Genomic DNA, 20,555 nt, shown 5'->3' with positions numbered 1-20,555 from the left:
GCTTAGAGCATACCTTCCGGCGGATGCACGCAGGGTAACTTGTCATTGATATAGCGTTCGATTTCCGGCAGTGAGAAGGCATCCTCTTCACCGACGAAGCTAATCGAGACACCCTTCGCGCCAGCGCGACCGGTACGGCCAATACGGTGCACATAGTCTTCCGGGTCTTCCGGCAGGGTATAATTGATGACGTGACTGACGTCTTCAATGTGGATCCCACGGCCGGCAACGTCAGTGGCGACTAATACCTGAATCTCACCTTCGCGGAAGCTTTCCAGGGTTTTGATGCGCTGATTCTGGGGTACATCACCCGACAGCATCGCCGCGCTAACACCGGCTTTTTTGAGCAGGTCGTCAAGCTTGCGCACTAAGTCACGACGGTTACCAAACACCATCACGCGCTCAAAGCTCTCCTGCTGAAGTAGATTCACCAGTAAGCGCTGCTTGTCGTCGTCGGACACCAAATACACACGCTGATCGATATCCGCCTGATTCTCAACGGTGACTTCGATCTCGACGTGGGCAGGATCAAGCGTCCATTGACTGGCAAGGTTCAAGATGTCGTCGGTAAAGGTGGCCGAGAAGAGGAAGGTCTGACGCTCTTCTTTTTTCGGCGTGTAGCGAATAATCCGCTTCACGTCGGGAATAAAGCCCATCGACAACATCCGGTCGGCTTCATCCAGCACCAATACCTCAACTTCGTTGAGGTCGATATCGCGCTTCTGGTGGAAATCCAACAGGCGCCCCGGGGTTGCCACCAGAATATCGATCTTGCTGCCCAGGCTTTCACGCTGCTTCTGGTAGTCCATACCGCCGACCACACTCGCAACATTGAGCGGGGTAAAACGCGCTAACGCTTTAGCATCTTTTTCGATCTGCAGCGCCAACTCGCGGGTAGGCGCAATAATCAAGGCGCGCGGCGCACCTGGCTTTTGACCATTGGGTGTTGGCTCTTCCAGGAAGTAGGCCATCACAGAGATCAAAAAGGCCGCGGTTTTACCGGTTCCCGTTTGCGCTTTACCGACAATGTCGCCACCTAATAGCGTTTGGCGCAGGGCCTCGGCTTGAATAGGCGTGCAATACTCAAACCCTTGGGCATGAATAGCGCGCATTAAGGGTAGCGGCAGATCAAAGTCATGAAAGCGCCACTTGCCGGCCACGGCGGGCACCTGAAACTGACGAAGATCCCAGCTCGACTGGCGACGACGTGGTTTACGACGGCGGCGCTTTGGCTTGCGGTTCTGGGCCGGTGCTGTGGTCTGTTCCGACTCGCTCATAGGCTGTCTATCTATCCATTGCTGTTAAGGTTAGGCATATTGACGTGCGCATTGTACCAGGGCTTGGCGATAAGAGCGCGTCCTGCTGTCGAAGGAGTCCCAAGGCCTGCTAGAATAGCCGTCAAATCGACGTAAGGAGCGCGACATGACGCGTAAGAAAAAAACTCGTTCACTGGCCGATAAGGTGACAATTCGTACCGGCCGACGTAAAGATTATAAAAAATGGCGCCACGACAATCCCGACCAAGTCGCCCCTTCGCGCCGTTTTGTGGCGAAAAAGCAGCAGCAGCGCAAGCTTCAGGCGGTGAGAAAACTCGCCCGCCAGCAGAACGGGCAGGATATTGCCATTCACCCTGATAAAACTGATAGCGGCGCTAACAAACCTCAGGGGGACGACTCGTAATGCGTTTGGTTTCTTTCAACATTAATGGCATCCGTGCACGGCTTCACCAGTTACAGGCGTTGATCGACACTCAGCAACCGGACGTGATTGGGCTACAGGAAACCAAAGTACAAGACAGCGAGTTTCCTATCGCAGACGTGGAAGCCATGGGTTACCACGTTTTTTATCACGGCCAGAAAGGCCACTACGGCGTTGCCCTGATGTGCCGCCAGGCACCCCAAGAGGTATTTTACGGTTTCCCCGATGATGAGGAGGACGCCCAGCGCCGCATGATTGGCGCCCGTCTGCTATCCGAGGATGGCGAAACTGTGACGGTGTGGAACGGCTATTTCCCTCAGGGCGAAAACGTTATTCACCCGACCAAGTTTCCCCATAAAGAGCGTTTTTACGGCCAGTTAGCGCGACTGCTTAACGAACAGCATCGCCCTGACGAGCGGCTGGCCATTATGGGCGATTTTAACATCTCGCCGGAAGACCAGGACATCGGCATCGGTGAGGCCAACCGCAAGCGCTGGCTGCGCGAAGGCAAAACCAGTTTTCAGCCCATTGAGCGCGAATGGCTCGAAGGCATTAAAGCGTGGGGGCTTAGCGACAGCTATCGGCTTTGCTATCCGCAAAGCGATGACCGCTTTAGCTGGTTCGATTACCGCTCCAAAGGGTTTAATCAGGAGCCCAAGCGCGGCCTACGTATCGACTATATTCTCGTCACCAAAGCGCTAGCTGAGCAGGTCACCGACGCGGGCATCGACTACGATTTGCGTGGTATGGAGCGGCCATCGGATCATGCACCTACCTGGAGCGACTTCGCTGTAACGCTCAAGTCATAGCCCTTGAGACATAGCCCTTGAGAAATTGCCCTTTCTAGTTAAAACTGGCCAGCCACTGCTGCGCCTCATTGTCACCTAGCGACGAGGCGCGGGCAAAGGCTTGCTTTGCTTGCCCCTCCTCACCCCAGGCGTAAGCGAGCTGGCCATAAGCTCGCCAGTCAGCGGCTGTTTGGGTATGCAGCGCTATGGCTTGCCAGGCGTTCAGGGTCTTACCAACGTCTTTAGCCTGCCGCCAGGCACTGGCAAGCAAACGTAGATTAGACTCGTCGCGAACAATATCGCCCTTGTTTAATACCTGCTCTAAATGTTCGGCGGCCCGGGCGGGAGTACCGCCTGCGAGATGCAGTTGAATCAACAGCCAAAAATCCTCCTGCTCGGTTAGCTTGCCTAATTGCCATGCCGTCTCCCAAAGGCCAGCGGCTACACCCGACTGACCTGCCTGCTGGGCAAGCCCGGCAGCTTGGCGCCAATCGGTAGCGTCGCTTTGCGCGGTCAGGCCATCCAACAGCCAGCCCAATGCCTGATCGCCTTGCCCAGCATTGCGATAAACAGCAAGCGCCAGAGCCTGCTGTGCCTCACTTAATTCCGGCGTCTCATTAAGTGTCTGCTCAAGCCAGTCGGCAGCGTCCTCCCAGCGCGCCTGTTCCGCCAACAGGCGGGTTAACTGCCATATGGCATCACTATCCCGGTGATTAGCTAACCACTCACTGAATAGCTCAATGGCTTGATCACGCTGACCCGCAGCTCGGCGCAGTTCGGCTTCCTCACGTAGCCAGCGAGCCGCCTGGGCGTCATCAACACCCTCTAAGCCACGGGCAATGGCCAGCCGATCTGCTGCTGCAGCGTGCTGATCCTGGCGCGCCAAGGCGCCGGCTGCGAGCTGTTGATAGAGCGCACTGGCCCATTGATCCGATTGATTACCAGATGCTAACCGCTCAGCCTGAGCGGTTGCCCGTTCAACGACTTGAGTTAACGAGGCTTCTTGCGACTGGCTCTCTTTTAACTGGCTATCTTTCAACTGGCTCTGTAGCGCATTGAGATCAGCAATGACATCACCTTGCAGCGCAGGACTGGCCTGTGATGAAAGTGGCCAAACGCTTAGTAATAGAAGGCATAAAAGACGCTTCATTCAGCTACCTCAACTCAAACTCGATCCGCTGGGTGGCATTACGCAACCGATCACTGGGTTCAAATTGCCACTTGGCAATCGCGTCCCGCGCAGCATCATTAAACACCCGACGCGGCTGCGCGCTGGTAACCCGTATAGAAGAGCTGTCGACACTACCATCGCGCCGAATCATAAAGGCCACCTCTACAAAGCCTTCCATACCCCGGCGCTGTGCCCGAGGCGGGTAAGTAGGGCCAACTTGGTTCGTCGGTGTCGCCTGACCTACATTAACCGGCTCATTAGAGGGTGCAGGCTGCGCTTCCGGCGCGACCTCACGCATGGCAGGTGCTGAGTCCAATGACGCGGGAGCTGCACTAGGTGCTGGCTCGACAGGTCGCGGTTGCGGGGTCGGCTCTGGCCTCGGTTCGGGAGGTGGTTCGGGCCGGGGCTCCGGCGTCACTTCCGTCAACTCCGGTAGCTCACTATCCATTTCTACCGGCTCAACGGGCTCATCCGGCAGCTCTACTTCCGGCAAGCTGATAGTGCTCTCAGTGACTGGCGGTGGCTCGGGGGCTGGCATGGGCGGTGGCGCCTGCTGGGGTGCCGCTTCAGCCGGCTGCGGCGTGGGCGCCTCCTGTTCGGGGGCCTCCTCCGGCGCTTCAATCATGGTCATCGCCATGCTCATGGTCAGCTCTTCGGGCTTTCGCTCTGGGGGCGCCACGAGCTGGGCAAGCAGCCAGAACAAGCCCACCGCCAGCACGACGCCGCCTAGTATCGATAGCAGGTGGCGTATCATGACCCACTCCGGCTCGCCGCCACCGCTACCCGGTCAACGCCCGCCTCACGCAGGCGATCCATCACCTCAATCAGCAAGCCTGTGGTAGATGAGCGATCCGCCTGAATAACCACCGAGCCATCACCACTCAGCATAGCGGCTACTTGCTGGCCAACACGGTGGGTATCCACGGGACTGCCATCTACCCACACCGCCCCCTCGGGGGAAATCGCCACAAGTACTTGGGCATCCGGACGCGGGGTCGCGGCACTGGACTCCGGCCGCTCAATTTCGACACCGCTCTCTTTGACAAAGCTGGTCGTCACGATAAAGAAAATCAACATGATAAAAACTACGTCGAGCATGGGGGTAAGATTTACCTCATTGCTCTCAGTGGTCGCATCTATGGAACGACGTCTACGCATCACTCTCCTCCAGTGCCCGCGCCAAGCGATCATGCAGCCGCTGGTCTTCACGACGAATGACGTGCTCTAAACGACTAATAAATAACAGCCCTACCACGGCGATGGCCATGCCGGTCAAGGTCGGCAGCGTCGCTCGGGCGACGCCATCTGCCATGGCGCGGGCTTGATGGGTCTCGCTCAACGAAAGGCTATCGAATACGCTAATCATACCCGTCACCGTGCCTAACAACCCCAGTAAAGGGCATAACGCGACCAACAGCTTTAACCAGGGCAAGGGTTTGCGCAGCCTGGCGACCAGCGCCTCTGCCCATACCTGACGCAGCGTGCGGGCACTCCAACTGGTGTGGTCACTGCGCGCCGCCCACCGCCGCAGCAACTGGCGCCGCGCAATACGCCAGGTAATTCGGTAGTACCACCAGCGCTCCATGGCCATGGCAAACACCAGCACGGCCACGACGGCTAGAACGACCAGTACCGCACCACCCGCCTCCACTAAACGCTCAACGGGTTCGAGCCAGAGAGGAAGTGCAGACATGTTAATTCACCACAGGCGTGTGAGATTCCAGGTGATCCGCCAGAGTCGCACTCGCCTGCCCTTCAATCACGTGGGTTAAGTAACGGCTGCGGCCTGCCAACGCTGTTTGCACGAACAACAACGGCACGGCGGTAATCAGACCCAGCACGGTGGTGACCAGCGCCTGGCTAATACCGCCTGCCATTAGCTGCGGGTCACCGGTGCCAAATACAGTAATCGCCTGGAAAGTAACGATCATCCCGGTCACTGTCCCCAGCAGACCGAGCAGCGGAGCGATGGCGGCGAGCAACTTCACCATTGGCTGACTGCGTTCCAGCCTGGGTAGTTCGGCCAATACCGCTTCATCCAGCCGCGCTTCCAGGGCCTCTGGGGTTTGATGTTTATCCATGCCTTCAAAACGCAGCAGTACCCGCCCCAACGGGTTATTGGCCTGCAGTTGATCAGGGGATTGCCGTTGGCGATTAACGCGCAGACTGACCAGCACCAGATAGAGATATTGGCCAAGGCCGATAATCATACCCAGAATACCCAGCGCCACGACCACGTAGCCGACATAGCCGCCCTGCTGGAAACGCTCCCACAGACTGGGCTGCTGGGCCAAGGCTTCCAGCACGCTGCCCTGGGTAGGATCTACCGCCATCACGTTGCTTTCGCCCTGGTAGTAATCCGCCAGCAACCCACCAATGGCATTGGGCGTGCGCGCCAGCACGACTAAGTTGCCATCGCCTTCACCGCGCTCTAATAGCTCGCTCTCGGTAAAGGCCGCGAAATCGCCTAACCGCAACAACTCGCGAGTGGCCACCTCGCCATTAGCATCGGCAACCGACATTGAAAGCCGCTCGGCGCGCCCGCTGCGCGCGGTTAACGCCGCCAAGTGATCCACTACATCTTCCAACTGGTGGCGTTCAAGCACTTCCACCTCATCCAGACGCTGCGGCAGCGATCCCTCCTCCAGGGTAAGCAGGCTCTCTTCCCCCAGCGTATTGCGAATCTCAGAGCTATGCCGGGCAAGATTCGCCAGCAGGCCTGAAAGCGCCTCGCCCTGCTCTGCTTGGCGCTCGCGTAGTTCACTCGCCTGTTCTGTTTGCTCTGCCTGCTGCGCCTGTAGCGCTTCATGCTGCTGCTGAGAATCTTCGTGTTCGGCGCGCGCCTGCTCCAGGGCGGACTCCAACGCCTGCTGGTTATCCAGAAAACTCATTAGACGCTGCTGGTCTCGCGCTTGCGCTGCCTCACGGGCGTCACGCAGAGAAGTAGCGCTTTCAGTTTGCGCCATTGATACGCCACTGACCGCTACCAGCCCCAATACAACGCAGGCATAGCCAAGTTGACAAAGCGTTCGCCGACACATGGATAGGCGACTCGCGGATTGGCGATTACCGGTTAGATTGAAACGACTCATGGTTGCTCTCCCTGCAAGTCATTGGCACTAATCGAGAGCGGCAAAGTTAATAGATCCGGAGCGCGCTGATCTTCCGCCATGCGCAGCCCACTGCGCACTTCACGCAGGTATTCGTCTTCCAGCGGCTGCCATGCACCACTTTCAGCATCCCACACACCGCCTTCACGGCCGTCAGGGGTTAGGTAATAGAAGCCGATACGCCCGATACGCAAGAAGTCCACTTCACGCACACGGCCATCCTGACTTAAACGCCCACGCCAGCTGTCCATCTCCTGCCCATAGTCAAGCTCAACGCGCCATGCTTCGAGCAGGCCATTAATCCGCTCGATGGTATTTTGACCCTGCTCATCGGGCTGACGCTCAACCCGCGCCAACCGCTCCTCACGTAGAAAAGGCAGGTCACGCTCGATCCATTGGCTAAGCTGTGCCGACATGTTTTGTTCGATCACAGGCAGCGCGGCTCGGGTCTCTTCCAACGTGTCCAGAGCAGTAGCCAGCCGCTGCTGACGTTCGGCCTCTTCCGCCAAGCGCCCGGTCAGCGAGGCATTGTCAGCCTTCAACTGGCGGGTTTCTCGCTCCAAACGGCGTAGCTCTTCCAGATGTTCGCGGGTTTGCTCATCGGCGGCATCAATCTGCTCCTGAAGCGCTGCCTGGGCCTGCTGGGCTTCTACACTTTCGGCCGCTTGAGCCACTGCTTGTTCACTTGCCAACAGCGTGCCACTGGCCAGCACTCCCGCTAGCCACCATCCACGCAAGGCAAAGAAAGACCTGTTCAGCACGTACACTCTCCGTCACTGAGTAGCGGGCGGCGGGCACCGCCCGACTAGAAACTAATTGGGTATTAGAACGATTTGCGTTTAACTTTTGCGCTGCCTAGACTACCACTAATATAATAAATGACAATATTTATCATTAAGAAACAGTCGATTTCGCAGTCGCTGGAAACTTTCTCCCACGGCGTGACAGGCGTTCACCCGACCACCTTGCTAGGGCCCTTGAATGGGGATAGCATCATTGGATAGTTTCATTCGGGAAGGTTCAGGGGAGGCCCTATGACTGCCGAAACACTCAATCAACTACGCACACAGATTTCGACGCTCTCAGAATCGGAGCGAGCAGCCCTTGCTCACGAACTCATCATAAGCCTGGACGGCCCGCAAGATAACGCCGTTGAACAAGCATGGAATGATGAAATTATTCAGCGCGCCGCCAACGTCAAAAGTGGTAACGCCACCCTTCTGACCCGAGAAGAGTTCCGAAAGCAGATGCTCGAAAGGATAGGTTAGTAACAGTGCGGACAGTGAGGGTATTGGCAGAAGCCTCGCAGGAAGCGATAGAGGCCGCAGCATGGTATGAACACGAACAGCCAGGTCTCGGTAGCGAGTTTTTTGCCACACTCGATGCCGTCATTGACATTATTGAAGAAAATCTTGTCCCTCTATCACCCCTACCGAAAGCAGCTGGGATAACAGGTGCAAAAAGACTTATTCTGGATCGTTTCCCTTACGATGTAATTGCCATTGAACTACCTGAGGAAATAGTCGTGATTGCCGCAGCCCACCACTCCAGGAAACAGGGTTACTGGTGGGAAAGAAGTAGGCATAAAAAATAGTGGCACCTTGATAATACATTAGCACTAACTTACCACTACATACTCTTTTGTCAGCGGCGCCAGCGGTAGTTGCCAAGCCTCTTCACGGGTCACCCATCTTGCTTCAGCAATTTCAGCCGCTGCTTCGACAGGCTCATCAATAACCAGGCTAAACAGATGCGCTTCAAGCGCCATGCCCGGCTCATTGGCGGCGGGAGCGCTATGCACGCCTAGCGGAATCAGTTGATCCTCATTAACCTGCAAGCCCAACTCCTCCCTCAGCTCGCGGCACAGCGCCTCTAGTGCGGTTTCCCCTGCATCGATCTTGCCGCCAGGCTGCATAAAGAAAGACGTATTGTGCTTACGCACCAATAGCAAGCGCCCATCAGGGTCGCTCACTACGGCAGCGGCGATCTTCAATAGGTTAGCTTCGCTAGCTGACATACGTCCTCCTCTATGCCCATGACTTCATGCCGATAACTTTCGGTGGTATTAAAACGCCCAGTCGTCGTCTTCAGTGGCGACGGCTTTGCCGATGACGTAGGAAGAGCCGGAGCCGGAGAAGAAGTCGTGATTCTCGTCAGCATTGGGAGACAGCGCCGCCATGATGGTCGGGTCAACATCGGTCACGCTGCTGGGGAACAGTGGCTCGAAGCCTAGGTTCATCAGCGCTTTATTGGCGTTGTAGTGAAGGAATTTCTTGACGTCTTCACTTAAGCCTACCTCGTCATAGAGTGACTCGGTATAGCGCACTTCGTTGTCATAGAGTTCCAGCAGCAGCTCGTAGGCGTAATCTTTGACTTCCTGCTGACGCGCTGGCGTCGCTTCCGCCATTGCCTGCTGGAATTTATAACCGATGTAGTAGCCGTGCACCGCTTCATCGCGAATGATCAGACGAATCAAATCGGCAGTATTGGTCAGTTTGGCATGGCTTGACCAGTACATCGGCAGGTAGAAGCCGGAGTAGAACAGAAACGACTCAAGGAAAACGCTGGCGACTTTGCGCATCAGCGGGTCATCCGAGCGGTAACGCTCTAATATCAGCTGGGATTTCGCCTGCAGAGTGGGGTTCTCTTCACTCCAGCGAAACGCATCGTCCACATCACGGGTGGTGCAAAGCGTCGAGAAAATCGAGCTGTAGGAACGCGCATGCACTGATTCCATAAAGGCGATATTAGTGTAAACCGCCTCTTCGTGGGGAGTACGTGCATCTTCCATTAATACCGGTGCACCCACGCTGCTTTGAATGGTGTCCAGCAGCGTAAGGCCGGTAAACACACGAATCGTCAGCTGCTTTTCCTTTTCGGTCAGGGTGTTCCAGGACTGAATATCATTCGACAGCGGCACTTTCTCAGGCAGCCAGAAATTACTGGTCAAGCGGTTCCACACTTCCAGGTCTTTATCATCCTGAAGTCGGTTCCAGTTAATCGCGTCAACCCGCGATAAACGTTGCATGGTATTCATAGTTTCAATCTCTTCAAAGTCGTCAAACGCCTAGAGCGTGCAGGAAACGCAGCCTTCCACCTCTGTGCCTTCTAAGGCACTTTGACGCAAGCGAATGTAGTAAAGCGTTTTAATGCCTTTGCGCCAGGCGTAAATCTGCGCTTTGTTGATATCGCGCGTGCTGGCGGTATCCGGGAAGAACAGCGTTAGCGATAGACCTTGGTCGACGTGCTGCGAGGCTTCCGCATAGGTATCGATGATCTTTTCCGGGCCGATTTCGTAGGCGTCCTGGAAGTAGTCAAAATTGGCTTCATCCAGGAAAGGCGCGGGATAGTAAACACGCCCCAGCTTGCCCTCTTTGCGGATCTCGATTCTCGCCGCTACCGGGTGAATGCTAGAGGTGGAGTTATTGATGTAAGAGATCGACCCCGTCGGCGGTACCGCCTGCAGGTTGCGGTTGTATAAACCGTGGGCCATGACCGAGGCTTTCAGCTCCTGCCAATCGTCTTGGGTCGGCAGCGCGATACCACTGCGTTCAAACAGGCCACGTACTTTGTCAGTGCGCGGCAGCCACGCCTGGTCGGTGTACTTATCAAAGAAGGTACCCGAGGCATAGGTGGAATCGGCAAAGCCAGCAAACGTATCCTTGTGCTCAATCGCCAAACGGTTCGACGCACGGATCGCATGGAAGGCCACGCAGTAGAAGTAGATATTGGTAAAATCCAAGCCTTCGTCGGAGCCGTAGTAGATATGCTCCCGCGCCAAATAGCCGTGCAGGTTCATCTGGCCTAAGCCGATCGCTCTGGACTTAGCATTGCCTTCGGCAATCGAGGGAACGCTGCGCAGATTGCTCATTTCCGAAACGGCGGTGAGGCCGCGAATGGCGATGTCCACGCTGGTACCGAGATCACCAGAGTCCATCACCTTGGCAATGTTCATGGAGCCCAGGTTGCAGGAGATATCCTGGCCAATATGGCGATAACCCAAGTCGTCGTCATACTCCGTAGGGGTATTCACCTGAAGAATTTCAGAGCACAGGTTACTCATGTTAATGCGGCCAGCAATCGGATTGGCGCGATTAACCGTGTCTTCGAACATCAGGTAGGGGTAGCCCGACTCAAACTGCAGCTCGGCCAACACCTGGAAAAACGCCCGAGCGTTAATCTTGTGCTTGCGGATACGCGCATCAGCAACCATCTCATGGTATTTTTCGGTAACGCTGATATCGCCAAACGGTACGCCGTAAACGCGCTCTACATCGTAGGGCGAGAACAGGTACATGTCGTCGTTGCGCTTGGCGAGTTCAAAGGTGATATCCGGGATCGTCACGCCCAGTGAAAGCGTTTTGATACGAATTTTCTCGTCGGCGTTTTCCCGCTTGGTATCCAAAAAGCGCAGGATATCCGGGTGGTGAGCGTTCAGATACACCGCCCCTGCCCCCTGACGAGCGCCAAGTTGGTTGGCGTAGGAGAAGGCGTCTTCCAGCAATTTCATAATCGGGATGATGCCCGACGACTGGTTTTCAATGCGCTTGATGGGCGCACCAGACTCACGAATATTGGTGAGCAGGAAGGCCACGCCGCCGCCACGCTTGGAGAGCTGCAGAGCAGAGTTAATCGCCCGGCCAATCGATTCCATATTGTCTTCAATACGCAGCAGGAAGCACGACACCAACTCACCGCGCTGCTGCTTGCCGCAATTAAGGAAAGTGGGCGTTGCGGGCTGGAAACGGCCGCTAATAACTTCATCCACTAGCGACTTCGCCAACGTTTCGTCGCCTCGCGCCAGGGTCAACGCCACCATGCAAACACGGTCTTCGTAACGCTCTAAGTAGCGCTTGCCGTCAAACGTTTTCAGCGTGTAGCTGGTGTAGTATTTAAAGGCGCCCAAAAAACTGGGGAAACGAAACTTATACGCATAGGCCTGCTCGAACAGCGCCTTGATAAAGGCAAAGCTGTACTGGGCCAGCATCTCGGCTTCGTAATACTGCTCTTCGACTAAGTAATCGAGCTTTTCCTCTAACGAGTGGAAAAACACAGTGTTCTGGTTAACGTGTTGCAAAAAGTACTGGCGTGCCGCTTCGCGATCTTTATCCAGCTGTAGCTCACCATTGGCACCGTACAGATTGAGCATGGCGTTGAGAGCGTGATAGTCCAGCGTGCGCGCTTCCGCCGCAGCTGCTGGCCGTTTTGCCTCGACGCTTTTAGTGGCTGAGTCTTTCGAGGCTGAGTCTTTCGGCGCTAGGTTTGTCGTTTCCAAAACTCTTCTACTCCTTTACGGACGTTGGCCACGTCGTCGTCGGTGCCAAACAGTTCGAATCGGTACAGCAGCGGCACGTTGCACTTTTTGGCGATAATGCGGCCAGCAAGGCCATAGGCTTCGCCAAAATTAGTATTTCCCGCTGCAATGACCCCCCGCAGGAGGCTCCGATTATGTGTGTCGTTGAGAAAATGGATCACCTGCTTGGGTACTGCACCCTGCTCACTTCCCCCACCATAAGTGGGGGTAATTAAAATATACGGCTGGGTGACACGTGGAACAGGCTCATCTCGATTCAGCGGCAGTCGCTTTGCGGCAAAACCAAGCTTCTCTACAAAACGATGGGTATTGCCTGATTTAGTAGAAAAGTACACCAAACTGCCGGCTATAGGTGTGGGTGAGCAACTTGCCAGCATTGGGATGACTTAAGCCAGCGCTTGAATGCGGTCTGGGCGGAAACCCGACCAGTGATCCTCGCCGACGACTACGACAGGAAGCTGGCGATAGCCGAGGGCCTCAACTTCCTCTTGGGCGCCGGATTCAGCGGTAATATCAATAACAGTGTACTCAAGACCCTGCTTGTCGAGCGCACGGTAAGTTGCGGTGCATTGAACACAAGCGGGCTTGCTATAAATTTGGATTTCCATGGCTATTTTCCTTTTCATAGCGGCATTTTTCGGGTAGAGCACATCTAGTGCCCACCCCCTCTAGAAGATACAACGCATACTATATATAGACCAATGGAAAATCAATTCAAGCATATGTGGTATTTTTCATCCACAGGATATTGACAACTAATGCCCCACGTTATCCCAGGCAATAAAAAAACCGCCCACTAAAAAGTGGACGGTTTTTTCACAGCGCCGCAAAGCGGCGCGGCTAGCGGGTCATAGCAATATTAGCTAATTGCCGCTTGGTAACGACGCTCAACGTCTTCCCAGTTAACAACGTTAAAGAACGCTGCAATATAGTCAGGACGCTTGTTTTGATACTTCAGGTAGTAGGCATGTTCCCAAACATCCAGACCCAGCAGCGGCGTGTTGCCGTGCATGAGCGGGCTGTCTTGATTCAGGGTATTTTCTACCACCAATTTCTTTTCAGGGGTAATGGATAGCCATGCCCAACCGCTACCGAAACGGCCAACAGCCGCTTTTTTGAACTCTTCTTTAAAAGTTTCCAGACCGCCCAGTTCAGCGTCAATGGCTTTCGCCACATCGCCCTGGGGGCTGCCACCACCGTTTGGCGACATCATCTGCCAAAACATGGAGTGGTTAGCATGGCCGCCACCGTTGTTGATAACAGCTTGGCGCTTGGCTTCTGGAACGCGATCCAGGTTAGCGACCAGTTCTTCAACAGGTACATCTTCAAGGCCTGTGCCTTCCAGCGTGGCGTTCAGGTTGTTGATGTAGGTTTGATGGTGACGAGAGTGGTGAATTTCCATCGTCATCGCATCGATATTCGGTTCGAGAGCGTCATATGCGTACGGCAATTCGGGTAATGTATGCGCCATATCATCATCTCCTTGAGTGGCTTTCGTTGCTTTCACTTACTTATGTGCGGTCAGCCCGCAGCTTTTTCAACCACCGGAGTGGTTTTTCTTACTCGTGTTCTTTTCTTACTCTTTGCCCCAGTACTTTAGTCAACTATTGCCAGTTTACCTAATACACCCGCCACAAAAAAGCCGACTTCTGGCGAAGCCGGCTTGTAGGACTTAGCTGTTCAACCGCTTACAGCTTACTCTCAAGCTCCGGCAGAATCTCAAACAGATCGCCGACCAAGCCGTAATCGGCGACCTGGAAGATCGGCGCTTCGTCGTCTTTATTGATCGCAACGATCACCTTGGAGTCTTTCATACCTGCCAAGTGCTGGATGGCGCCTGAAATCCCCACGGCAATATACAGATCCGGGGCAACGATTTTGCCGGTCTGACCGACCTGCATATCGTTGGGTACAAAGCCTGCGTCTACCGCCGCGCGAGAAGCACCAATGGCGGCGCCCAGCTTGTCGGCAATGCCGTCAAGCAATTTGAAGTTCTCACCGTTGCCCATCCCGCGACCGCCGGAGATAACCACCTTGGCGCCGCCCAGTTCGGGGCGATCCGATGCCGCCAGCTCTTCTTTAACAAAGCTGGACTGGCTATTTTCAACCACCACATCGACGGCTTCAACGGGGGCACTGTTACCCTCGCCTACCGCGTCAAAGCCGGTGGAACGCACGGTGATGACCTTGAGCACATCATCGCTTTTCACCGTAGCGATGGCGTTACCGGCGTAGATAGGACGCTTGAAGGTATCGGCGCTATCCACGGCGATAACATCCGACAGCTGACTAACGTCTTTTAATGCTGCTAAACGCGGCAGCACGTTTTTACCGGTGGTGGAGGCACTAGCGAGTACGTGGGTGTAATCACCCGCCAGTTCGACCAGCAGCGCGCCCATGGGCTCGGCCAGTTGGTGGGCGTAAACGGCGTTATCGGCGACGCGTACTTTACTCACGCCGTCGAGCTTGGCGGCAGCTTCTGCCGCGGCCTGAACGCCTTCACCGGCAACGAGAACATCAATATCGCCGCCGATCTGTTGGGCGGCCGCAATTACGTGGGCCGTCGCACCGGCCAGTTGACCTTCATGCAGGTCGGCAAGTACCAAAATGCTCATAAAATCAGCTCCTTCAAAAGCGCACATCTCAATGTCCGGGTGTAAACAACCGACTTTAGAGAACTTTGGCTTCGTTTTTCAGTTTGTCGATCAGCTCGTCTACCGAGGCGACTTTAACGCCGCCCTTGCGCTCCGCTGGCGATTCAACTTTTAGCAGGCTCACCTTGGAGGCCACCTCGACGCCGTAGTCGGCGGGGGTCTTCACATCCAGGGGCTTCTTCTTGGCCTTCATGATATCGGGGAGCTTGGCGTAGCGCGGCTCATTCAAACGCAGGTCGGTGGTGACAATCGCAGGCAGCGTGAGGGCGATGGTTTGCAGACCGCCATCAATTTCCCGTGTCACATGTACTTTTTCACCGTCGACAGCTACTTCCGAGGCGAAGGTGCCCTGGGGCAGGCCGGTTAACGCCGCCAGCATTTGGCCGGTTTGATTGTTATCGGTGTCGATGGCCTGCTTGCCGAGAACGACCAGACCGGGCTGTTCTTCTTCGACCACTTTAGCCAATAGTTTGGCCACGGCCAGGGATTCGGCGCGCTCGTCAGTTTCGATATGAATGGCGCGATCGGCACCCAGCGCCAGGGCGGTACGCAGTTGCTCCTGGGCTGCCTTGGGACCCACCGTGACGGCGACAACCTCTGTCGCAACGCCCTTCTCTTTCAGGCGCACCGCTTCTTCCACGGCAATTTCGCAGAACGGGTTCATGGCCATTTTGACGTTGGTGAGATCGACGTCAGAATGATCCGCTTTGACACGAATCTTGACGTTGTAATCAATGACGCGTTTAACCGCGACGAGTACTTTCATAGGTTCCTCGCTTGGCTTGTCGTAAAGCCGTTACCCTGAGACGGCACCCGCCCAGCGGATACCCCTTAATTTAAGACGTGGTGAAGACTGGCAGGCCACTTCTCAACAGCGACCACCCCCCATCACAGCTGCAGCCAACACGAATGACGGCGCTTTTAAATTCAATCTTTTAAATTCGGTCAAGCGTTCGATAGGCACGCAATTGAAAAACCTTACCAATTTGCCATAGCCTGCCGCAAAGCGACAACACCTAATACCTTATCAATCACTACGGCCTTAGTCGTAACTGAAAGTCGTAACTGAACGCTGATTAGCGAAGCATACAGCCAATAAATGCCTCTTTCACCATCGTCGGCGTGACCTGACACAGGTATTATGACTATCATGACACATAACCAGAAGCAAACGACCGTTTTAAATTAAGGCCAATTTTTTATAAGCTAGTGTGTATAAATAATGGCACTTATAAAATAATGGCGCTTATAAAGAGAATAAGGAGAAACCGGGTGGAAACTGTTGAACGCGATGTAATGGACTTTGATGTCGTCATTGTCGGTGCGGGCCCATCCGGGCTTTCCGCCGCCTGCCGACTAATGCAGCAGGCCAACGAGGCAGAGCAAGAGCTAACTGTCTGCGTGGTTGAAAAAGGCTCTGAAGTGGGTGCGCATATATTGTCAGGGGCGGTATTTGAACCCCGCGCCCTGGCAGAGCTATTCCCTGACTGGGAGGAGCGCGGCGCTCCGCTCAATACCCCAGCGATTCGCGACGATGTTTTTTTGCTCAAAGACGCCGAAAAAGCGCAGAAAGTACCCAACGCCGTAGTGCCTAAAAGCATGCACAATACCGACGGCGACCTTACCCGCTATGTGATCAGTGCTGGCAATCTGTGCCGCTGGCTGGCCGAACAGGCAGAAGCCCTCGGCGTTGAGATATTTCCGGGTTTTGCCGCCCAAGACGTGATTATTGAAGATGACGCCGTGCGCGGCATTCTGATTGGCGATATGGGCGTCGCCGCGGACGGCACTCCCAAAGATGGCCATATGCCGGGCATGGAGCTGCGCGCCAAGTACACGCTGTTTGCCGAGGGCGCGCGGGGGCATTTGGGTAAGCGTTTAATCAAAGACTTTTCGCTGGATGCAGGTCGCGACCCGCAACATTACGGTATCGGCCTTAAAGAGCTGTGGGATGTGCCTGCCGACAAGCATGAGCCAGGTCTAGTTGTTCACGGTTCAGGTTGGCCACTGGATAGTAGCACTCACGGCGGCTGGTTCCTTTACCATGCGGAAAACCAGCAGGTCGTTGTGGGTTTGATTATGGATCTGGGCTACCAGAACCCATGGCTTTCGCCCTTCGACGAATTTCAGCGTATGAAGCATCATCCGGTCATTAGCCAGTACCTGGCGGGTGGCAAGCGCGTAGCTTACGGCGCACGGGCGATTACCAAAGGAGGCTTTAACAGCCTACCCAAAATGACCTTCCCTGGCGGGCTATTGATTGGTTGTGATGCGGGCACCCTCAACTTTTCCAAGATCAAAGGACTGCATACCGCCATGAAGTCCGGCTTGATCGCGGCTGAGAGCGTATTTGAGGCGATCAAAGGTGGCGATGAGGGCGCACAGGAGCTAACGAGCTTTACCCAGAAATGGGAGGCCAGCTGGGCCTACCAAGAGCTTAAAGAGAGCGCCAGTTTTGGTCCCGCGCTGCATAAATATGGCACCGTGGGCGGCGGAGCGTACAACTTCGCCCACCAGCTGCTGGGCAACAAGCTGCCTAACGTCCACGACACCACTACCGACCACGGCGCCCTTAAGCCAGCGGCCGAGTTTGAAAAGATTAACTACCCCAAACCGGACGGCAAGCTCTCTTTCGACAAACCGACCTCGGTATTTCTGTCGAACACCAACCATGAAGAAGATCAGCCGTGCCACCTGCGCTTGGATGATCCTGACCTGCCGATCCGCGAAAACCTGCCCGAATACGCCGAACCAGCTCAGCGCTACTGTCCTGCCGGTGTTTACGAGGTGGTGGAAGATAGCGCGGGGCAGCCCCGTTTTCAGATCAACTTCCAGAACTGCGTACACTGCAAAACCTGCGATATTAAAGACCCGGCGCAGAATATTACCTGGGTAGCCCCAGAAGGCGGCGGCGGCCCCAACTATCCCAATATGTAATTGACCGCGTAGATAGTGGCCGCTGAGTAGACGTTACGGCTATAGCTAGCCGTAACGCCTTTCTTCAAATGCTATGAAAGTATGCCGCTTTGCTGGCTTTCCAACACTTCAATGGGCGCCCGGCGGGCAATCAGACGCCTTCGCCCTGCCTGATCAAAGCGCACATCAATCACTGGGTCGCTGGCACTTCCCTCTACCGCTGCCACTTCGCCCTCACCAAACACTGCATGAATAAGTCGCTGACCAGGGTAAAAATGGGTATCCCCCGAATAACCTGCCTTGGCTTCTTCAACCTGCGCCGCCGCAAGCACAATATCATTGCGGCCAAGGCGCGCCAGATAGCGCTCAACCAGGCCCACTGATGTCACTTGCAGAGAAGCCGCTGGCGCGCTTGCACTGGCCAAGCAGGAGGCTACCCGCATGCTATCCTGCCAGGCGCATTCGGCAATAAAGCGACTAGGCCGGTGTACGCCCCCATCGTGGAGCACTAATAGCTGTTCTTGGGCACGAGTGATGGCCACATAGAACAGCCGCCGCTCCTCTTCAAGGCGTTCATCGCTGAGCGGGTTATCGCGGCTGTAGTGGGGAAAGTCTTCTTCATTAACCCCGGCCACCGCAACCAGTGGCCACTCAAGCCCTTTGGCACCGTGAACGGTGCTAATCAACACGCCGCCCGCCTGGTTTTCTACCGGGCGTTCAAGTAGCTCGATAAAAGCATCTGGGTCCTGCACGCTTTGCGCCTGTTCAATCAGCACGTCGAGTAAGCGAACATCCTCTTCGCCTTTGTCCCGCCTTGCTGCCGCACGCTTAAGCGTTTTTTCCGCCTCTATGCTTTCCACCACATGCCTGAGCAGCTTGGCGGGTGGCCACGCACTTAGCTGTGGAAGCTCACAAAGTAACACCCAGCGTTTTTTAAGTGTGCGCCGCTGGATCGGCTTTAACGTTGTTAATATGGGGTCATGCCGTTCGGGCCACTGCTGGTCAGTGGCCAGCTGTTGGGCTAAATGCTGTAGCCGCTCACGGGCAACGAAGGGGGTAGGTTGTGAAAGCAGCAATAATAGTTGCTGCGGGTCGCGAAGAAGGTCAGGACGACGCGACAGCTTTAAATAGCCCGCCAGAGCCTGCACCAACGGCAGGCGAAAAACAAAACGATCTTCGCGCTGAAGCCGAAACGGGATCCCTGCTTGTAACAGCGCCAGTTGAAACGGCACCGATAGCGCCCAGCTACGCACCAGCAGGCTGGCCTCGTTATACGCTCGCCCCTGGGCCTGCCAATCCATCAACGCATCAAGTAATAATCGACTCCCCTGCCCGACTGAAACCCGCGTTTCCGGGTTATTGGCCGCTGCCAGACACAGCTGGTTGGGACGACGCTGATTAGCGGCAATAGCATGATTAGCAGCGAGCGCTAAGGCATGACCATGACGAAACGTAGTCGATAGCGGGTAGTCGGTCGCCTCGCCAAAGGTGGCGGTAAAATTTTCCAGCATGGTGTCGGGTTTGGCGCCGCGCCACTCATAAATACACTGGTTGGCATCGCCAACTGCCATTACCTCGGCACGAGAGCCCACCAACACGGACAAAAGGCGCTGCTGAGCGGCATTAATATCCTGATACTCGTCAATAATAACATGATCAAGAAACCCTTCGACGCGACCACGCAGGGCACTATCTCCCTCTAAAGCCAACAAAGGACGATAGAGCAGATCGGCATAGGTCATCACACCTTCCGTCGCCAATAGCCTCTCTGCTTCGGCAAACGCCACTGGGAAATAGTCGGTATCGGGGTCAAAATTCAGCCGCTCATAGAGCGCTTCCGGGGTGATCATTTCTGCTTTAACCAAGCCGCAGAAGTGGGCTAAGGTTTCTAGCCGATCCCCTTCCAAAGCTGCATCCCGGCGCTCAACTGAATCACGCAGTACATTGAGACTCGCTTGGCGAAGCAACCTTTCCAGCTGCCAATCCGCGGATAATAGCTGACGCGGCGCAAGTGCGCCCCAGCGGCATAAGCTTTGGGTCAATCGGTGCCCCAGGGAGTGAAAAGTACGCACATCTGGCAACGGCTGCCCAGCGGGAGCCATAGACGCTAACCGGCGTTGAAAATCATCCTTGGCGGAGCGGTTAAACATCAGCACCAGGATGCGCTTTGGCGCTACGCCGCTGGCCAACAGATGCAGTACCCTGGCGGCCATGGTGGTGGTTTTACCTGCCCCGGCCACTGCCGCCACCCGCGCATGACCCGCTTGGTGATTGACAACAGCCTGCTGTTCAGCGGTTAACTTCACGGCGCCTCGCCAAGTAATTCATCATCAAGCTGACCCAGCGCAAACCACTGCCCGTCACTCGTTAGTCCAAGTTCACTCTTGCCACTGCCTAACTCACGGGCTTCTGCGGCCTCAACCAGTTGGTAATAGACATTACGATGCAGGCGTGCAGCCAGGCCAAAACGTACCGGCAGTTGCGGCACCGCTTCGCCTTGGGGAGTTAACGTTATTAAAAGTGGATGCTCGGCATCTAAGCGAACAACATCGTCAAACTGAGTGGTAAACCACCAGGCACCGTCACGAAAATCAGCTTCTACAGCGACCAGCGGCAGGTCTTCGACCTTTATCCGCCAGCGTTCCACCGGCGTCACCAGGCAGTAACCCTCGTCATCAAGTCGCAGCAGCGTTGCCAATAGGCGCGCCACTTTGGGGCGGGCAAACGGCTGGCCTTCGTGCGACCAGCTACCGTCTGCGTGAATAAAGATATTCATATCGCCAGAGAGCGCTGGGTGCCACTGATCGAGCGGTGGAATAGCACCAGCGCGCTCCTCGTCTCCGCTACCTTGCTGGAGCAATCGATCAATATTCATATCGCCCACCTCGCTTATCGGTATTCAAG

General features: G+C 55.4%; 22 protein-coding genes. 5 read left to right on the top strand and 17 right to left on the bottom strand.

The annotated features are described in order from the left end of the window. Positions 1 to 2: 2 nt before the first annotated feature. Positions 3 to 1,277, bottom strand: a complete 1,275-nt coding sequence (gene rhlB / locus KUC_RS18510; protein ID WP_007114792.1) for an ATP-dependent RNA helicase RhlB — start codon at positions 1,275 to 1,277, stop codon at positions 3 to 5. Between the two features lie 145 nt (positions 1,278 to 1,422). On the opposite strand from rhlB, the gene KUC_RS18505 reads away from it, so the two are divergent. Both KUC_RS18505 and xthA read left to right on the top strand, forming a co-directional pair. After that, complete coding sequence (locus KUC_RS18505) at positions 1,423 to 1,680, top strand: hypothetical protein (protein ID WP_007114791.1); 258 nt, start codon at positions 1,423 to 1,425, stop codon at positions 1,678 to 1,680. Next, positions 1,680 to 2,507 (top strand): exodeoxyribonuclease III, encoded by an 828-nt coding sequence (gene xthA / locus KUC_RS18500; RefSeq protein ID WP_007114790.1) that lies wholly within the window; start codon positions 1,680 to 1,682, stop codon positions 2,505 to 2,507. Before KUC_RS18505 ends, xthA begins: the two co-directional genes overlap by 1 nt. Before the next feature lie 34 nt (positions 2,508 to 2,541). Here the strand turns inward: xthA and KUC_RS18495 are convergent, their stop codons facing one another. Genes KUC_RS18495 through KUC_RS18470 form a run of 6 tightly spaced genes read right to left on the bottom strand, consistent with a single transcriptional unit; the run spans position 2,542 to position 7,528 of the window. Next, positions 2,542 to 3,636, bottom strand: coding sequence for a tetratricopeptide repeat protein (locus tag KUC_RS18495; RefSeq protein ID WP_007114789.1), 1,095 nt, complete (start codon positions 3,634 to 3,636; stop codon positions 2,542 to 2,544). Between the two features lie 4 nt (positions 3,637 to 3,640). Then, the gene (locus tag KUC_RS18490) at positions 3,641 to 4,411 is read right to left on the bottom strand and encodes an energy transducer TonB (protein WP_007114788.1); all 771 of its coding nucleotides are present in this window, start codon (positions 4,409 to 4,411) and stop codon (positions 3,641 to 3,643) included. Then, a complete protein-coding gene (locus KUC_RS18485) occupies positions 4,408 to 4,815 on the bottom strand; it encodes an ExbD/TolR family protein (protein WP_040481634.1) in 408 nt (135 codons plus the stop codon). Before KUC_RS18485 ends, KUC_RS18490 begins: the two co-directional genes overlap by 4 nt. Continuing rightward, entirely contained in the window at positions 4,808 to 5,350 is a 543-nt protein-coding gene (locus KUC_RS18480; RefSeq protein ID WP_007114786.1) for a MotA/TolQ/ExbB proton channel family protein, read from the bottom strand. Before KUC_RS18480 ends, KUC_RS18485 begins: the two co-directional genes overlap by 8 nt. A 1-nt stretch (position 5,351) precedes the next feature. Beyond that, entirely contained in the window at positions 5,352 to 6,698 is a 1,347-nt protein-coding gene (locus KUC_RS18475) for a MotA/TolQ/ExbB proton channel family protein (protein WP_007114785.1), read from the bottom strand. 47 nt (positions 6,699 to 6,745) lie between these two features. Further along, on the bottom strand, positions 6,746 to 7,528 hold the full coding sequence (locus tag KUC_RS18470) for a DUF3450 domain-containing protein (RefSeq protein WP_040481632.1): 783 nt from the start codon (positions 7,526 to 7,528) through the stop codon (positions 6,746 to 6,748). A gap of 273 nt (positions 7,529 to 7,801) precedes the next feature. Here KUC_RS18470 and KUC_RS18465 point away from each other — a divergent pair, with 273 nt between their 5' ends. Beyond that, positions 7,802 to 8,035: an addiction module protein gene (locus KUC_RS18465; protein ID WP_007114782.1), complete on the top strand. Its 234-nt coding sequence runs from the start codon at positions 7,802 to 7,804 to the stop codon at positions 8,033 to 8,035. Positions 8,036 to 8,049: 14 nt separating this feature from the next. Then, positions 8,050 to 8,361: a hypothetical protein gene (locus KUC_RS18460; RefSeq protein ID WP_007114781.1), complete on the top strand. Its 312-nt coding sequence runs from the start codon at positions 8,050 to 8,052 to the stop codon at positions 8,359 to 8,361. 24 nt (positions 8,362 to 8,385) lie between these two features. On the opposite strand, the gene KUC_RS18455 is transcribed toward KUC_RS18460, so the two are convergent. From KUC_RS18455 to KUC_RS18420, 8 genes are all read right to left on the bottom strand, one after another. Continuing rightward, positions 8,386 to 8,784 (bottom strand): NUDIX hydrolase, encoded by a 399-nt coding sequence (locus KUC_RS18455; RefSeq protein ID WP_007114780.1) that lies wholly within the window; start codon positions 8,782 to 8,784, stop codon positions 8,386 to 8,388. Between the two features lie 48 nt (positions 8,785 to 8,832). Beyond that, positions 8,833 to 9,804 (bottom strand): class 1b ribonucleoside-diphosphate reductase subunit beta, encoded by a 972-nt coding sequence (nrdF, locus tag KUC_RS18450; RefSeq protein ID WP_007114779.1) that lies wholly within the window; start codon positions 9,802 to 9,804, stop codon positions 8,833 to 8,835. Positions 9,805 to 9,834: 30 nt separating this feature from the next. Continuing rightward, on the bottom strand, positions 9,835 to 12,042 hold the full coding sequence (gene nrdE, locus KUC_RS18445; RefSeq protein ID WP_007114778.1) for a class 1b ribonucleoside-diphosphate reductase subunit alpha: 2,208 nt from the start codon (positions 12,040 to 12,042) through the stop codon (positions 9,835 to 9,837). Next, positions 12,024 to 12,458: a class Ib ribonucleoside-diphosphate reductase assembly flavoprotein NrdI gene (gene nrdI / locus KUC_RS18440; protein WP_050804884.1), complete on the bottom strand. Its 435-nt coding sequence runs from the start codon at positions 12,456 to 12,458 to the stop codon at positions 12,024 to 12,026. Before nrdI ends, nrdE begins: the two co-directional genes overlap by 19 nt. Before the next feature lie 9 nt (positions 12,459 to 12,467). Continuing rightward, positions 12,468 to 12,689, bottom strand: a complete 222-nt coding sequence (gene nrdH, locus KUC_RS18435) for a glutaredoxin-like protein NrdH (protein WP_035578578.1) — start codon at positions 12,687 to 12,689, stop codon at positions 12,468 to 12,470. Positions 12,690 to 12,940: 251 nt separating this feature from the next. Next, positions 12,941 to 13,552 carry a superoxide dismutase gene (locus tag KUC_RS18430; protein ID WP_040481627.1) on the bottom strand — a complete coding sequence of 204 codons (612 nt, stop codon included), beginning with the start codon at positions 13,550 to 13,552 and terminating at the stop codon, positions 12,941 to 12,943. 217 nt (positions 13,553 to 13,769) lie between these two features. Then, positions 13,770 to 14,696, bottom strand: coding sequence for an electron transfer flavoprotein subunit alpha/FixB family protein (locus tag KUC_RS18425; RefSeq protein WP_040481624.1), 927 nt, complete (start codon positions 14,694 to 14,696; stop codon positions 13,770 to 13,772). A 55-nt stretch (positions 14,697 to 14,751) separates the two neighbouring features. After that, the gene (locus KUC_RS18420) at positions 14,752 to 15,501 is read right to left on the bottom strand and encodes an electron transfer flavoprotein subunit beta/FixA family protein (RefSeq protein WP_007114773.1); all 750 of its coding nucleotides are present in this window, start codon (positions 15,499 to 15,501) and stop codon (positions 14,752 to 14,754) included. Positions 15,502 to 16,007: 506 nt separating this feature from the next. Here KUC_RS18420 and KUC_RS18415 point away from each other — a divergent pair. Continuing rightward, positions 16,008 to 17,672, top strand: coding sequence for an electron transfer flavoprotein-ubiquinone oxidoreductase (locus KUC_RS18415; RefSeq protein ID WP_007114771.1), 1,665 nt, complete (start codon positions 16,008 to 16,010; stop codon positions 17,670 to 17,672). Between the two features lie 71 nt (positions 17,673 to 17,743). On the opposite strand, the gene KUC_RS18410 is transcribed toward KUC_RS18415, so the two are convergent. After that, positions 17,744 to 19,957 carry an ATP-dependent helicase gene (locus tag KUC_RS18410; protein WP_007114770.1) on the bottom strand — a complete coding sequence of 738 codons (2,214 nt, stop codon included), beginning with the start codon at positions 19,955 to 19,957 and terminating at the stop codon, positions 17,744 to 17,746. Next, positions 19,954 to 20,526: a DUF1285 domain-containing protein gene (locus KUC_RS18405; protein WP_040481622.1), complete on the bottom strand. Its 573-nt coding sequence runs from the start codon at positions 20,524 to 20,526 to the stop codon at positions 19,954 to 19,956. Before KUC_RS18405 ends, KUC_RS18410 begins: the two co-directional genes overlap by 4 nt. Positions 20,527 to 20,555 lie beyond the last annotated feature (29 nt).

This window comes from Vreelandella boliviensis LC1 (assembly GCF_000236035.1).
Lineage (GTDB): Bacteria > Pseudomonadota > Gammaproteobacteria > Pseudomonadales > Halomonadaceae > Vreelandella > Vreelandella boliviensis.
The sequence above is the reverse complement of the archived record's forward strand: the minus strand, read 5'-3'. Positions and strand labels throughout refer to the sequence as shown.

Coding starts and splice junctions, on each gene's coding strand:
- KUC_RS18430 (WP_040481627.1), bottom strand. CDS start 13,552: ATGGCGCATACATTACCCGAATTGCCGTACGCATATGACGCTCTCGAA.
- KUC_RS18455 (WP_007114780.1), bottom strand. CDS start 8,784: ATGTCAGCTAGCGAAGCTAACCTATTGAAGATCGCCGCTGCCGTAGTG.
- KUC_RS18420 (WP_007114773.1), bottom strand. CDS start 15,501: ATGAAAGTACTCGTCGCGGTTAAACGCGTCATTGATTACAACGTCAAG.
- KUC_RS18405 (WP_040481622.1), bottom strand. CDS start 20,526: ATGAATATTGATCGATTGCTCCAGCAAGGTAGCGGAGACGAGGAGCGC.
- rhlB (WP_007114792.1), bottom strand. CDS start 1,277: ATGAGCGAGTCGGAACAGACCACAGCACCGGCCCAGAACCGCAAGCCA.
- KUC_RS18480 (WP_007114786.1), bottom strand. CDS start 5,350: ATGTCTGCACTTCCTCTCTGGCTCGAACCCGTTGAGCGTTTAGTGGAG.
- nrdH (WP_035578578.1), bottom strand. CDS start 12,689: ATGGAAATCCAAATTTATAGCAAGCCCGCTTGTGTTCAATGCACCGCA.
- KUC_RS18485 (WP_040481634.1), bottom strand. CDS start 4,815: ATGCGTAGACGTCGTTCCATAGATGCGACCACTGAGAGCAATGAGGTA.
- KUC_RS18425 (WP_040481624.1), bottom strand. CDS start 14,696: ATGAGCATTTTGGTACTTGCCGACCTGCATGAAGGTCAACTGGCCGGT.
- KUC_RS18505 (WP_007114791.1), top strand. CDS start 1,423: ATGACGCGTAAGAAAAAAACTCGTTCACTGGCCGATAAGGTGACAATT.
- xthA (WP_007114790.1), top strand. CDS start 1,680: ATGCGTTTGGTTTCTTTCAACATTAATGGCATCCGTGCACGGCTTCAC.
- nrdF (WP_007114779.1), bottom strand. CDS start 9,804: ATGAATACCATGCAACGTTTATCGCGGGTTGACGCGATTAACTGGAAC.
- KUC_RS18495 (WP_007114789.1), bottom strand. CDS start 3,636: ATGAAGCGTCTTTTATGCCTTCTATTACTAAGCGTTTGGCCACTTTCA.
- KUC_RS18465 (WP_007114782.1), top strand. CDS start 7,802: ATGACTGCCGAAACACTCAATCAACTACGCACACAGATTTCGACGCTC.
- nrdI (WP_050804884.1), bottom strand. CDS start 12,458: ATGCTGGCAAGTTGCTCACCCACACCTATAGCCGGCAGTTTGGTGTAC.
- KUC_RS18475 (WP_007114785.1), bottom strand. CDS start 6,698: ATGTGTCGGCGAACGCTTTGTCAACTTGGCTATGCCTGCGTTGTATTG.
- KUC_RS18490 (WP_007114788.1), bottom strand. CDS start 4,411: ATGATACGCCACCTGCTATCGATACTAGGCGGCGTCGTGCTGGCGGTG.